At 40.0% G+C, this 15,683-nt stretch carries 12 protein-coding genes and 1 pseudogene; 7 read left to right on the top strand and 6 right to left on the bottom strand.

Annotated elements, in window-relative coordinates; genetic code table 11:
• Positions 1-70: 70 nt before the first annotated feature.
• Both NSQ09_RS13555 and fadH read right to left on the bottom strand, forming a co-directional pair.
• Positions 71-1,794: pseudogene (locus tag NSQ09_RS13555) on the bottom strand (glycoside hydrolase domain-containing protein); the annotation flags it as partial.
• A gap of 300 nt (positions 1,795-2,094) precedes the next feature.
• A complete protein-coding gene (fadH, locus tag NSQ09_RS13550) occupies positions 2,095-2,859 on the bottom strand; it encodes a 2,4-dienoyl-CoA reductase (protein ID WP_017697272.1) in 765 nt (254 codons plus the stop codon).
• Positions 2,860-3,001: 142 nt separating this feature from the next.
• On the opposite strand from fadH, the gene NSQ09_RS13545 reads away from it, so the two are divergent.
• The 4 genes from NSQ09_RS13545 to NSQ09_RS13530 all read left to right on the top strand — a co-directional run bounded on the left by NSQ09_RS13545 (position 3,002) and on the right by NSQ09_RS13530 (position 6,371).
• Positions 3,002-3,862 (top strand): metallophosphoesterase, encoded by an 861-nt coding sequence (locus NSQ09_RS13545; protein WP_341031696.1) that lies wholly within the window; start codon positions 3,002-3,004, stop codon positions 3,860-3,862.
• A 56-nt stretch (positions 3,863-3,918) separates the two neighbouring features.
• Positions 3,919-4,413 (top strand): L,D-transpeptidase family protein, encoded by a 495-nt coding sequence (locus NSQ09_RS13540; protein WP_072557193.1) that lies wholly within the window; start codon positions 3,919-3,921, stop codon positions 4,411-4,413.
• Positions 4,414-4,488: 75 nt separating this feature from the next.
• Positions 4,489-5,781 (top strand): MFS transporter, encoded by a 1,293-nt coding sequence (locus tag NSQ09_RS13535; protein ID WP_017697269.1) that lies wholly within the window; start codon positions 4,489-4,491, stop codon positions 5,779-5,781.
• 125 nt (positions 5,782-5,906) lie between these two features.
• Positions 5,907-6,371: a YkyB family protein gene (locus NSQ09_RS13530; protein WP_003232406.1), complete on the top strand. Its 465-nt coding sequence runs from the start codon at positions 5,907-5,909 to the stop codon at positions 6,369-6,371.
• Between the two features lie 43 nt (positions 6,372-6,414).
• Here the strand turns inward: NSQ09_RS13530 and cheV are convergent, their stop codons facing one another.
• Entirely contained in the window at positions 6,415-7,326 is a 912-nt protein-coding gene (gene cheV / locus NSQ09_RS13525) for a chemotaxis protein CheV (protein ID WP_014476655.1), read from the bottom strand.
• A 203-nt stretch (positions 7,327-7,529) separates the two neighbouring features.
• Here cheV and NSQ09_RS13520 point away from each other — a divergent pair, with 203 nt between their 5' ends.
• Positions 7,530-7,691: a hypothetical protein gene (locus NSQ09_RS13520; RefSeq protein WP_003245246.1), complete on the top strand. Its 162-nt coding sequence runs from the start codon at positions 7,530-7,532 to the stop codon at positions 7,689-7,691.
• Between the two features lie 201 nt (positions 7,692-7,892).
• Positions 7,893-9,074, top strand: coding sequence for an aminotransferase A (locus tag NSQ09_RS13515; protein ID WP_017697268.1), 1,182 nt, complete (start codon positions 7,893-7,895; stop codon positions 9,072-9,074).
• Positions 9,075-9,083: 9 nt separating this feature from the next.
• On the opposite strand, the gene kinA is transcribed toward NSQ09_RS13515, so the two are convergent.
• A complete protein-coding gene (gene kinA / locus NSQ09_RS13510) occupies positions 9,084-10,904 on the bottom strand; it encodes a sporulation histidine kinase KinA (protein ID WP_015252197.1) in 1,821 nt (606 codons plus the stop codon).
• 163 nt (positions 10,905-11,067) lie between these two features.
• Positions 11,068-13,182 carry a peptidoglycan D,D-transpeptidase FtsI family protein gene (locus tag NSQ09_RS13505; protein WP_017697267.1) on the bottom strand — a complete coding sequence of 705 codons (2,115 nt, stop codon included), beginning with the start codon at positions 13,180-13,182 and terminating at the stop codon, positions 11,068-11,070.
• 336 nt (positions 13,183-13,518) lie between these two features.
• On the opposite strand from NSQ09_RS13505, the gene NSQ09_RS13500 reads away from it, so the two are divergent.
• Positions 13,519-14,292, top strand: a complete 774-nt coding sequence (locus tag NSQ09_RS13500; RefSeq protein WP_003244693.1) for a CAP domain-containing protein — start codon at positions 13,519-13,521, stop codon at positions 14,290-14,292.
• A gap of 68 nt (positions 14,293-14,360) precedes the next feature.
• Here NSQ09_RS13500 and NSQ09_RS13495 read toward each other — a convergent pair whose 3' ends face one another.
• The gene (locus tag NSQ09_RS13495) at positions 14,361-15,608 is read right to left on the bottom strand and encodes an IS256-like element ISBsu2 family transposase (RefSeq protein ID WP_031600262.1); all 1,248 of its coding nucleotides are present in this window, start codon (positions 15,606-15,608) and stop codon (positions 14,361-14,363) included.
• Positions 15,609-15,683: the final 75 nt, after the last annotated feature.

Raw genomic sequence — 15,683 nt, 5'->3', positions numbered from 1 at the left:
GATGCTGCGTTCCTATGACAGTTTTTGATATAGGATCAACAATTCCATTTACTAGGTCTTCCCCTAGCGCTTTATCTGCCCATTCACGATAAATAGGATCAATCTGGCCTGCGGTAGGGACCCACTTCCACCCTTTGTAGTCATCCTTTCTTAAATACTGGGCAACCAACTCATTAGCTAATTGTGTTTTTTCTACCCCATTATTTAAGTCGCTTTGCATTTGAGCATATTTTTCAGCAGTTTCATATAAAACATCAATTTGATCAAAAAACTTCTTATTCTCTGAAGACACTATATTTATGGTATTAACTCCATTATCCAAACCTGAACAAATATCATTATCAATTTCAATCATTCCAGAACCATTTCCAACAGTAATTGTGGAAATTTGGTCAAACGCCCAATTGTAAGGCAAAGGATATCCTAAGTTTCCGCTAAAGCCAGTAGACATACCACTTACAAAACTTGCAAATGCTAAACCTTTTTTAGAAACTATAGTACATACATTCCTAGGGGCATAAATACCAATTTTGTAAGTTGAACCTAAAAAACCGTTCATTATTTCATTTATACCTTCGAAGTGTGGAATAATATTGTTGTTTAAATCGTTACCATATGCATCATAATCTACTGCAAAGTATATTACAGTGTTATTTTTAAACCCGTATTCTTTTGCTGCTTTATAAGCAGCAAACGCATCTTTCTTTCCTTGTTCTTTATTAAAATAATTTGTTGCTCCCCCATAGGTTTGATAAATCGGAAAAACATTTAAACCTGATTTTAAGATTGTTTCTAATTCACCTGGTTGTATTTTTTTATTTAGTGTACTCCCCGGCGCATTTGTTAGATACCGCCCTACAATCTTATAACCTGCCCTCTTAAGGGACTCCGCCCTGTCCGATGTAATTTGAGTAATTGAGTCACAAGCAACTCCTTTTCGATTGGGGTCTCCAGTACTTACTAGAAGTGAAGCCCATGTTTGAAAGTCGGCAGTACCACTCTGTTGTAATTTTGCAAAAGACTGAAAAGCCTTTACTTTTGATCTTACAGATTCAGAGTATACTCCATCAAAAGGAACATTGTAGCCATTAAAGATTAGAGCAGCTTGAAATAAATGAATAAAACTGTTTTTTTCATCTGTTTCTCCAATTCTTAATACAGGAATCAATCTTTGAGTAGTTGGTCCAAAATTCCCATTAGCTATACTATCACTTAACCCTTCCTCGTACTGTATTGCATAAACAAGAGACTTTTGAGTATCCCTTGAATACAGGCCATCACAGGGCATAAAGTAGAAATTCTCTCTATTGTAATATTTATTATTTAGCCATTGCTGTATTGAACGAACTTTCTCTGACGCCCCATTTAAAAGGATATAAGAGTCCATGTTTAATAAAGCTTTAAACACCTTAGGCGTTACTACACCGTCTGTTTTAGAAAGCCCCATATGCAATTGCATTTCTGCTATCGCCTCTTTCGTTCCCTGACCAAATGTACCCGTTAATCCACCTGGACCATAACCTTTACAATAAAGAGCACCTTGAATAATTTTCACAATATTTTTTTTGAATTAGTTGACGTAGAAATCGGGCCTAATTCTTTAAGCTTTCTTAAAGTTGTAGGACCAAAACTGTCGGAAGTCTGTGTAATTCCCAATTCTAGTTGTAATGCTCTAGTTAATGCATACATTGTTTTCCAGCCAGTTTTCCCATTTTCCTCAATGGAATTGTAGCCACTTTTTCCTTTGTACGTATCATTGAGCCATTCCTGAGTTAATAATACCATCTCGTCCATTATATTACCTTCCTCCCAATCTGATGTAACCTTGAAACCTTTCATTCTTATAATTTCTCTTTTTAGTTAACGAAGTAATTATATGAATGTTTTATTTGAAATCTAAGTTCTTCATATTTCGTCTCCCCTTTTAAAATATACCTTTCATATATTAGGTGGCTTACGTATGACACAACACCTCATAAACAAATAAAGCTCTATGTGTTATCAAATTGGATAGGAAGAAGGTTAATTGTGGAGGTATTACATTCGAACATAAAAGTTCTTAATAACTTAAATATTCACTTATAAATATTCAGATTAAAACGGATAAGGATTCAGCCATTGCCCTCCGTCCATTGTGATACAATCCCCGTTTATATAGGATGCTTCATCAGAAAGCAAAAACGCTGCCAAAGCGGCGATTTCCTCCGGTGTGCCCAATCGGCCGAGCGGCACACTGTTCATCGTGCGGGCCATCGCTTTTTCCGATTCAAATAGCTTCTCCGCACCGCCTGTTCGTTCAATCGGTCCGGGGGCTATCGCGTTTGTATGAATTCCGTATTTGCTCCCCCATTCAACGGCCAGCGTTCTTGTCAATGACAATACCCCCGCTTTGGCTGCAGCGGAATGAACGACCCCCGCTCCCGCTCCCCAAGCGTACGTGGCTGCCATATTTAAAATGACACCCTGCTGCTTCTGGTCAATCCAATGCCTTGCCGCTGCTTGGCTGCAAAAAAATGTGCCGTTTAAAACAATCTCAATAACGGCTTTCCATCCATTGGGCGTCAGCTTTTCTGCCGGACAAATAAAGTTTCCGGCCGCGTTGTTAATCAGCGCGTCAAGCCGGCCAAAGGCTTTTACCGCTTCTTTAATCATGTCTGAAGCGGCGGAATCGGAACGGACATCCATTTGAAAACAAGCGACCTGTCCCTCAAAGGTCTGAATTTCTTTTTTTGTTTCCTCAAGTGCCTCATGGTTCCTCCCTGTCACCATAACGTGCCACCCTAATTCAGCCTGTTTTTTTGCCATCGCTTTTCCCATGCCGCTTGACCCGCCGGTAATAATTACCGCCTTTTTTTCCATGTTTATCCCTCCAATTGTGAATGAGTATTCATTCAATAATATTCTATCATTATATCCCTGCCTCTGTCAGCACATGCTCATATGAGATTTTTATCAGATACAGATGATATAATAGAAAAACTCTATTAAAGGTTGGTTTGAAATGAAAAAGATGTCCAGAAGACAATTTCTAAAAGGAATGTTCGGCGCTCTTGCTGCCGGGGCTTTAACGGCCGGCGGGGGATATGGCTATGCCAGGTATCTCGAGCCGCATATGATCGAGACAACCGAACACACAATAAAAAGCTCTCTCATCCCGCACGGATTTGACGGTTTTAAAATCGTGCAGTTCAGCGATGCACACTTGAGTGATTACTTTACTCTCGAAGATTTAAAAACCGTCATTCTTACAATTAATGAATCTAAACCTGATCTCATTGTTTTTACAGGTGATATTATCGATAATCCTGATACGTACCAGCACCACCAGGCAGTCATTCCATTAATGAGAAAGCTTAATGCTCCCTTCGGCAAGCTTTGTATTTACGGCAATCATGATCACGGAGGCTATGGAACTGCCGTTTACAAAAGCCTGATGACGGCCGGAGGTTTCACGGTATATCGCAATGGCTATCAAACATTGTCACTCGCAGATGGCAGCAAAATCGAGATTGCTTCGCTTGATGACTTAATGCTGGGAAACCCAGATTATGAAGGCACCCTTTCAAGGCTGAGCGACAGACTTTTTTCCATTCTTCTCGTCCATGAACCTGATGCGGCCTTGAAAACAACAGATTATCCCGTGAACCTTCAGCTTTCCAGCCATACACACGGCGGCCAGATTCAGCTGCCTTTTTACGGACCGATTATTACGCCTCCATATGGAAAAGTCTACACAGAGGGAATGTATCAAACGGGCAGCACTCATATTTACGTAAACCGAGGCCTCGGGATGACCAGGCTGCCTTTGCGGTTTCTGGCCAAGCCTGAAATCACTGTCTTCACCTTAAAAAGCACAAATTAATGTAGCAGGATGGGCTCCTCATCAATACTTATAAGTAAAAAAGGAGGATGAGGAAACTGCTTACGTACCAGGTGAAGCAAGGTGATACACTGAACAGCATCGCGGCTGATTTCAGAATCAGCACGGCTGCATTACTCCAGGCTAATCCGTCACTGCAGGCAGGGCTCACCGCAGGACTGTCCATAGTCATCCCCGGACTGCCGGACCCTTATACAATTCCGTATCATATCGCAGTCTCAATCGGAGCGAAGACCCTTACGCTGTTCCTAAATAATCGGGTAATGAAAACCTATCCCATCGCCGTTGGTAAAATACTAACGCAAACGCCTACTGGCGAGTTTTACATTATTAACCGTCAGCGCAATCCCGGCGGCCCATTTGGCGCTTATTGGCTGAGCCTTTCAAAGCAGCACTACGGAATACATGGGACGAATAATCCCGCTTCGATTGGTAAGGCTGTTTCTAAAGGCTGCATTCGCATGCATAACAAAGACGTGATCGAACTTGCTTCAATTGTGCCAAACGGAACAAGAGTCACGATTAACCGGTAATGTTTTCTTATTTGTTTCAAAAACAGGCGGTTTATAATATGATAAAGTGGGACCTTTAGGGTAAGGAGCGTTTTTATGGATATATTTAAAAATCGTAATTTTGTTCGTCTATTTTTCGCAGCACTCGCTTCTCAAATGGGCACGACAGTAGGCAACATGGCCTTTGCTTTTTTTTTGCTGGACCGATTCAGCAGCCAGCCTTCATATACGACCTTGGCGGAGCTGATGTATTCTCTTCCGACCATATTTGTATTTCTGATCGTGGGAGTCGTCGCGGACCGGTTTGACAGAAAAAAGGTGGCAGAAAATTGTGATTGGATCAGAGCAGGCCTGACTGTCGTGCTTTTTTTCACTTTATTTACCGGCAATATTCCTCTTGTTTTTTGTATCTTATTTATCAGAAGCGCTGTAACAAAGTTTTTCTTTCCGGCAGAAAACAGTTTGGTACAAGCCATTCTGCCGAAGGAGCATTATTCGAAAGCGGCAGGGCTTAATCAGATGCTTTTTAGCATTTTTATGGTGTTTGGAGTCGGTATAGGCGCGTTTATGTACAACACAATCGGTATTGAAGGCGCCATTATTCTTGATTTTGTCAGCTTTATCATTTCCGGGCTGCTGATCCGCAGCTGCCGGATTCCAAAAGAAGCCCGACAGCCAAACGGTGCATTCAGCTGGAGAAAGACTTCTGTTAAGGATTCAATAAATGACTTTAGAGAAGGCATCCTCTATATTTTAAAAAACAAATTGCTGGCATCTCTTATTTTTGGCTTCTTCATTTTTGGATTTGTCAACGGAGGATTCGCCGTATTGCCTATGTTTACAATGAAATATGGATTGGCGCCTGACCGTTATGAGTGGCATACGTCTGTATTTACGATCGCACTCGGGTTTGGGCTGCTGGCGGGCAGCGTAATCGGCACGATTATCTCTAAAAAAGTGAAGCCGCACTTTTTAATGTCGATACCGATTTTCATTGCAGGTTTGCTGATCTTCGTCCTCGGCTACACCAATATTTTATGGGTGTATTACGCGGCAGCTTTTGCACTGGGAATGTGCATCGGACCGATCAACATTGCAATCGGAGGGTGGATGCCCAAAATTGTTCATCCAAAACTGATGGGACGTGTAAGCGGCATGCAGGACCCTTTTATGATGTTTGCACAGTCTTTGACACTTGGCTTAGTCGCACTGTTATTCCCTAAGTTTGTTTCAAACATTGATTATCTTTATTACGGCATGGGTGTTATTATCCTGCTCGTTTTTATTTTTTATTTTATTGCACTGCCAAAATACAGTGCCCAGGCTGTGGAAGTGAATGTTCAGGAAGCATTTCAAGAACAGCCGAAAAAGAAGGCAAGATCTGTATAATGCAGGTTAAAAATGCGCTTTTTTTCTTAGAAAAAAGCGCATTTTTACATTCAATATTTGCATTTCAACTTTAAAAAAGTATAATCTAAACATATAGAAATTGATAAGAGCAAAGGAGAGAAATAATGGACGACCATGCATATACGAAAGATCTGCAGCCAACCGTAGAAAATCTTTCAAAAGCAGTTTACACTGTGAACCGCCATGCAAAAACCGCCCCCAACCCTAAATACCTATATCTGCTGAAAAAACGGGCTTTGCAAAAGCTTGTCAAAGAAGGTAAAGGAAAGAAAATAGGGCTTCATTTTTCAAAAAATCCAAGGTTCAGCCAACAGCAATCGGACGTGCTTATCTCAATCGGAGACTACTATTTTCACATGCCTCCAACTAAAGAAGACTTCGAACATCTTCCGCATTTAGGTACACTTAATCAATCGTACCGAAATCCTAAAGCTCAAATGTCTTTAACAAAAGCGAAACACCTATTGCAAGAATATGTCGGCATGAAAGAAAAACCGCTAGTGCCAAATCGCCAGCAGCCAGCTTACCATAAACCGGTCTTTAAAAAACTTGGCGAGAGTTACTTTTAAAATAAAAACAGCCGTGCCTCTTTCTGGCAACGGCTGTTTTTATTTATTCAATAACATACGTATCCACTTTTTTAATCAAATCACTGATCTCAGGCTTGCTGATTTGCTCATCTGCGCCTACAACTTCGCCGCGGTGACGCAGATCATCCGTAATTAACGATGAGAAAATCATAACCGGCACATCTGAGCTTTTCGGATTTTCCTTCAGCAGCTTTGTGAGCCTGTGTCCGTCCATTTTTGGCATTTCAATATCAGTGATGATCATATCAATCTGTTCTGATAAATCAGTTTCGTTTTCAGCAAGGTTCATTATGTATTCATATGCCTCTTTTCCATTTTCAAACGAAGCGATATTGTTGTACCCTGCTTCTTTTAATTCATCCTGCAAGAGGCGCATCAAAAGCGGTGAGTCCTCTACAATGATAAGCTTTTTATCAGTTCTTCTTTCATCGAAGCCCTCGGTATGCATATTATACGTGTCAACACCTGAATCTGATTCAATGTCATAAATAATTTTTTCATAGTCAGGCAAAAAGATCATCAGGTCTTCGAGCTTAATAATCCCGGTAAGGTGCCGCTCCATTCCTTGATTTAACGATGTCGGCTTTTCAATCGCTTCCCAGGATACTCTGTGAATTTGAGAAACAGAGCCGACATGAAAAACAATTTTCCGTTTATTAAATTCAGTCACGATATATTTCTCATCTTTTGATCCTTCAGGCTCTACTCCAAAAAATGAGAAGAGACTGATCACAGGGAGGATTTCTCCTCTGAGTTTAATCATTCCTTCTACATGCTGATGGGAGTGAGGCACTGATGTCACCTCGACAGGCTGAATAATTTCTCTTACCTTCATGACGTTAATTCCGAAAGCATTTTCACCCACGCCAAACTTCACAATTTCTAATTCATTTGTACCAGAATCCAATAAAATTTCGTATTGTTGTAACGACAATTCAATCCCTCGCTATTCGCATTCAGTATTGTACTGTATATATCGGCGTAATTTGTAAAAAGTGAATGGCAGCTCTTCAAAATCGAATTCCGAAGGCAACAAGACGCGTTCCTCAAAAAAGAAACTTTTTTCCTAATAACCATTGACTTTCCAACTAACAGTGATAAAATAGTCAAGGATTTTTCCAAAGAAGGGTGTAAATAATGGGTACCTTAGTAATATTTAAAGAAAACGAAATGACTGTTTTAGAGGATATCAGTGAAGAAACTTACCTGAATATGAAGAAAGAATCAGCTGACCTTCAAGAAGAGCATCCTCCGTATCTGATTTGGCACGAAGACCTTCATTTTGATTATGGCTATTAATGAAATTGGCACATATAAACAATAATAGAACATGATACAATAAAGACAATCAAATCGCTGGTTGTCTTCTTTTTTTCTGAAAAGAAAGGTATGTTTAGAAAAAAGGCGCATACAATCGAAATATATCAGTTAAAAAGGTGACAAATGATCAGCTAGTGGTAAAATAGGATAAACTCATTATATTTGTTAAGGTGATGAATTATGGAACATTTGCTGAATCCGAAAGCAAGAGAGATCGAAATTTCAGGAATACGCAAATTCTCGAATCTTGTAGCCCAACACGAAGACGTCATTTCACTTACAATCGGCCAGCCTGATTTTTTCACACCGCATCATGTGAAAGCTGCCGCAAAAAAAGCCATTGATGAAAACGTGACGTCATATACTCCGAATGCCGGCTACCTGGAGCTGAGACAAGCTGTGCAGCTTTATATGAAGAAAAAAGCGGATTTCAACTATGATGCTGAATCTGAAATTATCATCACAACAGGCGCAAGCCAAGCCATTGATGCTGCATTCCGGACGATTTTATCTCCCGGTGATGAAGTCATTATGCCAGGACCTATTTATCCAGGCTATGAACCTATTATCAATTTGTGCGGGGCCAAGCCTGTCATTGTTGATACTACGTCACACGGCTTTAAGCTTACCGCCCGGCTGATTGAAGATGCTCTGACACCCAACACCAAGTGTGTCGTGCTTCCTTATCCGTCAAATCCTACCGGCGTGACTTTATCTGAAGAAGTACTGAAAAGCATCGCAGCTCTCTTAAAAGGCAGAAATGTCTTCGTATTGTCTGATGAAATATACAGTGAATTAACATATGACAGACCGCATTACTCCATCGCAACCTATTTGCGGGATCAAACGATTGTCATTAACGGGTTGTCAAAATCACACAGCATGACCGGTTGGAGAATTGGATTTTTATTCGCACCGAAAGACATTGCAAAGCACATTTTAAAGGTTCATCAATACAATGTGTCGTGCGCCTCATCCATTTCTCAAAAAGCCGCGCTTGAAGCTGTCACAAACGGCTTTGACGACGCATTGATTATGAGAGAACAATACAAAAAACGTCTCGACTATGTTTATGACCGTCTTGTTTCCATGGGACTTGACGTAGTTAAACCGTCCGGTGCGTTTTATATCTTCCCTTCTATTAAATCATTTGGAATGACTTCATTTGATTTTAGTATGGCTCTTTTGGAAGACGCTGGTGTGGCACTCGTGCCGGGCAGCTCGTTCTCAACATATGGTGAAGGATATGTAAGATTGTCTTTTGCGTACTCGCTGGACACACTGAGAGAAGGCCTGGACCGTTTAGAATTATTTGTATTAAAAAAACGTGAAGCAATGCAGACGATAAACAACGGCGTTTAAGCCGTTGTTTTATTTTTTTGGAAATGAAATTTTAAACGCTGTGCCTTTTTCAGGATGGCTGTCCACATGTATAACTCCCTGATGGTTTTCAATGATATTAAATGTCACCATTAATCCAAGCCCCGTACCTTTTTCTTTTGTTGTTAAAAATGGCTCTCCAATCCGGTTTAGTACCTTTTCAGGTATACCTTCCCCTTCGTCTTTGACAGTAACATGAACAGAATGCTCATCTTCGGTTATGATAATGTCTACTGTTCCCCCATCAGGCATTGATTCAACTGCATTTTTGATTAAATTAATGAATACCTGCTTTAATTGGTTTTGATCCCCGTTTATATAAATGCTGTCTTTTTCATAACTTGTTCTGATAAAAATGCCATTTAAATTCGCCTGCGTTTCTAACAGGGCTGAAACCTCACCAATTAATTTTTTCAAGTTCAAATATTCTTTGACAGCATTTTGCTGAGGTTTCGCCAGCATGAGCAATTCACTGAGTATTAATTCGATACGGCTGAGTTCAGAAAACACAATATCAAAGTAATGTTCGTTGCCTTCCATTGTCGGTTTCATCAGCTGTAAAAATCCTTTGATCGCTGTAAGAGGGTTGCGGATCTCATGGGCGATTCCCGCCGCGAGCTGCCCTGCGATTGATAATTTTTCCGATTTCAGCATCAATTCTTCTGTTTGTTTTCTCTCTGAAATGTCCCGAAGAATGACCTGGACGGCCGCTTCACCAAAAAAGGTCGTCGGAATGCAGACCATCTCCGTATAAATGACCCTGTTCTGAAAGGTGAACCAGGATTGCTTGACAATTTCAGATTCTGTTTTTTGCTCGGCAATGTTTTGGATTCTCTCTTTTACATCCTCGTGATCGCAAGGATGCAGCTGATCGTATATGTTTTTGCCAATTAAGTCCTCATAGGTAGCCGCTTCAAACAGGGAAATTCCCGATTCATTCATAAACACCCATTTTCCATTGTGAATCACCGCAATGGTATCAATGGAATTTTGAATCAGCAGCTGATATCGTTCACGGCTTTTTTGCAGGATGGTTTGGAATTTCTTCCTTGAAGAGATATCGATCAGCAGCAGCAGCTCAGCCTGCTGGTTTTTGTAGACGGTCGGGGATGCTTTCACTTCTAAATGAACAGGTGTGCCATCAAGCCTTTTCCACGTCTGTTCAATCATTCCGACTTCCATTCCTTTTTGCATTCGTATAATCCTGTTTTTCACGATATCATGATATTCTTCTTCAATAAATTCATAGGACCATTTTCCAATAATAGCATCCTTGCTTTTTGCTCCCAGCATTGAAAGCATCGCGCTGTTTACATAGACGATCTTGCCTTTGACACTGATGCATAGCGGACTCGGGAGATTTTCAACCAACCGTTCATAATCATCCGTTATATATGTAGTCGATTCCGGGCTTGCAGGTTCGATTTCATGTTTTTCGCAGTTTAGGGATTGATGGCCTGTTTCTTCTTCAAGAACCTTCATTTTCAAAATGATTTCCCGTTCTGTCCGCTCAGCTCTTGTCGTAACAATTTCTACCGCAGCCTCCACCCACACAATCGTATGATCTTTTTTAATAAAACGAAAGGTGCACGGCATCAGATGATGTTCATTATAAAAATAGCTTTCAACCAAAAATTGGTCTTCCTCATGCAGAAACGTTTTGAGGAATGATCCGATCATCTCTCCTTGGAGATAGCCCAAATGCAGTTTGGAGTTGGCAGATATATAAATGATGCGTCCATTCGAGGCCAAGACTGCATGAATATCGGTTTTTGTTTGAAGTGGTTTAACATGCTGCGTATCCTGTTCCACAGAATCCCTCCTTTGCATGATTATCGTGTTTCGACATATACAGATTGACTTTTACCTAGTATGATTCGCTAGAAAATGAGTATTCTCCTTCTATTCTTATGGTGAACGTCAATTTTTGAATAAAAGAAAGGGCACACAATCTTTTAGTTGTGCACCCTGTTTTTTATTTTTTACTGTGTTTTTTTTCGAGCTCTGCGTAGGCGTGGATAGCTCTTTTAGCAATAATTTTATTGATCTTATCATCATCATCTACTGATGGAACAACAACACTAAAGGCCACTTTTGGTTTTTTCGACGGGTAATAGCCGACAAAAGTCAGATTGTATGTTTTTTTCCCCCACCAGTTGCGATTCGTGCCGTAGTAAAATGTTTCCGCTGTTCCCGTTTTCCCTGATACATCTTCTGTAAACGTATTTTTTGCTGTCCCTGAAGAAGTGACTAATTTCATGCCTGTTTGTACTTGTTTCAAATCACTCTCTGAATTATTAATCTTATTGAGTACTTTAGGTTTCCTATGTTCAATCGCCTTACCCAGCTGGTCTTTTTTTCCTGGCTTATGAATACTTGTGACGATTCTAGGCTGAACACGATAGCCACCATTGGCGATTACTGAGATGTATTGAGCCATTTGAAGCGGTGTGTATGTATCGTATTGGCCAATTGCTAAGTCTAAAATTAATCCTCCTACAGTTTTAGGTGTGGTTTGCATTCCGGCTGATTCCTGCGGGAGATCAATACCTGTCTTTACTCCCAGACCAAACTGGCTGTAATAGTTTCTCATTTTCAGTAGATCGTTCTGATCAGCCGGGAGAGATCCATGCGGCTTGTATGTTACGCCTGCAATATGCATGGCAACATTGAACATATATACGTTTGAACTTTTTTGCAATGCGGTTAATTCATTGATGGTTCCCATATTAGTATAAGATTTTTTTATAAGATTCGTTCCTAAAAGCATTGGAGCATCGACATAATATTTATAATGCGGAATTCCGTCCTGATAGCCGGCTAGCACGGTGGCCCCCTTTACTGCTGATCCCATTTCATATTGGGTGGTAAATGCCCCTATCGCATAATCTTCAATTTTGTTGGTTTTTAAATCTATCTTTTTCCCTGCCATTGATAAAATATCGCCGTTATTCGGGTCCATCATTACGGCAAAGGCTCTGTCAAGCATGTAATTTCCGCGTGCACGGCTGTTTCTTACTTCTTCTTCAATGATCTTTTCTACCTTTGCCTGAAGCTCCATGTCAAAAGAAAGCTGAAGATCGTATCCCCTGCTGCCCTTATCAATGGTTTTTTGGCTGACGACATTTCCTTTATTATCTTCTACGTATTCCACTTTTTCTTTATGCGAATTTAAATATTCTTCATATTGATACTCTAAATAACTTTTTCCCACCCTGTCATTATTCGCATAGCCTCTTGTTAAGTAGAAATCTTTCCGGTCGCTCAGCAGGCCCTGATCAGGTGTCGTGACGCCCCCGAAAACAGAATAAAGGGTTTTGTCATAAGGATATTTTCGTGTCCAATCGTTTACGATATCGATTCCCGGAAGTTCTTCTAAATGCTCAGAAACAATGGAAATTTCATCATATGTTAAGTCATTTTTTGGTCTTTGCGAGGAGTTTTTCTTCTCATCAAGCAGCGCTCCGTTTTTTCCATTGCTATTGCTCTTATTTGGATTCATTGCCTTTACGATTTGAGGTTCGTAAGCATTTCCGCTTGAAAACCTTGTATATATCGCAGCAGTTTCCATTTCTTCGTCATCTTGCTGAATAGCCTTTAATTCTTGATCCGGAACACGCTCTATTTGAAGCTTGTAAGCTTGGTCTCCTTTCAGATTGCTTTCTGATTCCTTAAGCAGAGCGGCGGCTTTTTTCGGATGAGCTGCGATCCAGTAATCACGAAGATCCCTTTCCTTCAAAAATTCGGTATCAATATGAATGAAAGAAGCAAGCCGCTTCGCTGTTTTGATTTTATCTTCTGTTTTTGTGCTAGATGTTGATACATACACAATTTCTGGAACGCTCTGGTTGTCGACAGCAACTTTCTGGTTTCTGTCGTACATCTTCCCGCGAGGCGCAGGATAGTAAGCTGTTTTTGCATTTGATTTCTCAGCGTCTTCTTCATGCTGTTCGCCTTCAACAATTTGAACAACCCCGAGCTTAAAAATTAATGCAGTGAATAGAACAAAGACAGCTAGGAAAAAAAGATTCATTCTGATTGCTCTGTTTCCTTTGCTCTTTTTCTTTGGTTCACGTCCTATTTCAGTCACTTCTGGTTACCCCTCTCAAATCATTCAATATATTTACATATACTGAGATTAATTGTAACACCTTTGTAATAGTTGTTACAGCGAAAAGGAGTAAAAAAAGCTGTCAATATAAAAACACATTAAAATATAACTAACGGTTCAAAAAAAAGGAAGCTATGTAACGGTACGATAAAATCATATATACCGCTGATTCCCTTATTCTTAGTGATTCAACGGATTTACTTTACGAAAATGACAATCTCTATTTGTCAAAGGAAAGTGCTGGAATCTTTATGACAAAAAAGCTATGTTATGATTTTTCTGTAGAAACAAACAACTCTAGGAGGTTACGAACTAATGAAGAAAGCATTTATTTTATCTGCTGCCGCTGCGGTTGGATTATTCACATTCGGGGGCGTACAGCAAGCATCAGCGAAAGAACTCTCCTGCCAGCCTGTGGTTACAGTAAAAACGGGGAACACAGTACAAAACATGTCACTTAACGATGCAGTGAAAAAGCTGCATATTAACACAAATATCAAAACGTTAAACGCTGCAAACGAAAAAGAGATGAAGCAGCTTCTTCAAAAACATGCGAAGCAATCTAACGTGAAAGTTCAGGATGTTCAAAAGACAGAAACGGCAAAACCTGCACAAAAGACTACTGAAAAAGCAGCTGCTGATCAAAACACTGCTTCTAAAGCACCCGCAACTGCTGAAAAAACAAACACAACAACGTCTGCACCTTCATCTGTAAGTGCATATGAGAAAAAAGTTGTTGAACTTACAAATGCAGAAAGACAAAAACAAGGATTAAAGCCGCTTCAAATTGATGAAACGTTAAGCAAATCCGCACGCGCAAAATCTCAGGATATGAAAGACAAAAACTACTTTGATCACCAAAGCCCAACATACGGCTCACCGTTTGATATGATGAAATCTTTCGGAATCAGCTACAAAACAGCAGGTGAAAACATTGCGAAGGGCCAAAAGACACCAGAAGAAGTAGTAAAAGCTTGGATGAACAGTGAAGGACACAGAAAAAACATTCTAAACCCTAACTTTACTCACATCGGTGTTGGCTACGTTGAGTCTGGAAGCATCTGGACACAACAATTCATCGGAAAATAATAAAAAAAAGATTGCCTGTTTCGTACAGGCAATCTTTTTTTATGGGCTTGTCAAGAAAAGTGTGTAAGTTATTCTAGATATTTCTTCACACGTTCCTTTAGGTGGTCATGAACTAATAGTTGATTCATGACCATAGCCCATTGCTGGATGCGTCCACCATCCCATTTCTTTTCTAATTCTTTTGTTCGTAAAAACAATATTTTTAATAGGGCATTCTCATGGGGGAATGCTCCTTTTTTCGTGACTTTTCGAAAGCTAGAGTGGATACTTTCAACGGCATTTGTAGTGTACATGATTTTACGAATATTACCACCATAATCGAAAAGTTGTTCCACATGAGAAAAGTTTCGTTTCCATACGTCTACAGCTCCAGGGTACGTAGACCACTGCTTTTCAAAAGATTCAAATGCACTGTGACAAGCCTTAAGGCTTGGAGCTCCATACACTTTCTTTAAGGCAGCAGTAAAAGGCTTGTAGTCTTTACTTGGTATATACTTAATCGAATTTCGAATTAAATGAACAATACATCTCTGTACGGTCACATCAGGAAAAATCGCACGTGCTCCTTCTTCCAGACCACTAACGCCATCCATTGAGAGAAAGAAGATATCTTCTACACCACGAGATTTGATTTCATCAAAAATTTGCATCCATTTATGTTTACTTTCCGTTTCATTCAACCACAAACCTAGAATGTCCTTTTTACCTTCTATGGTATATCCTAGTATTGTGTAAACGGCATACTTCTTCGTTTCATAGTCATTACGAATGGTTGTGTAAAGACAATCGACAAACACAAAAGGGTAACAGTTACTTAAGGGACGATTTTGCCACTCTTCTAAATTAGGAAGTACAGTATCCGTAATGTCGGATACCATTTCATGAGATACAGAAAAGCCATAGATGTCTTCTATCGTGGAAGAAATGTCTCGTTGTGACATTCCTCTGGCATACATCGAAATGACCTTATCCTCTATAGAGGATACATCTCTTTTACGCTTTGGAATCAACTGCGGTTCAAATGAACCATCACGATCACGGGGGACTGCAATTTCAACTTCTCCTGCTGTTGTTTTCACGATCTTTTTGCCATATCCATTTCTTCTATTTCTTGTTTCTTTTTCTCCCTTGTCATTGGATTCATAGCCCAAATGGTGATTCATTTCACCTTTTAGCATTGACTCAAACATGGGACCAAATATGTCTTTTAATGCTTCTTGCATATCTTCTACTGATTTAGGCTGATACTGTTCGATAATCTTGTTAGCTAATTCTACGGAGTTCGGATCTCTTTTCAATTTCCCCACTGAAACCACTCCTTTAGCTTTATACTTATTATTCTATCAAATAAAAAACTGTGTGAGTAAGGAACCGTACGCATTCCTTACTTA

It is taken from the genome of Bacillus sp. FSL W8-1202 (assembly GCF_038006165.1).
Classification (GTDB): domain Bacteria; phylum Bacillota; class Bacilli; order Bacillales; family Bacillaceae; genus Bacillus; species Bacillus subtilis.
This window is presented reverse-complemented; position numbering and strand designations above follow the sequence as displayed.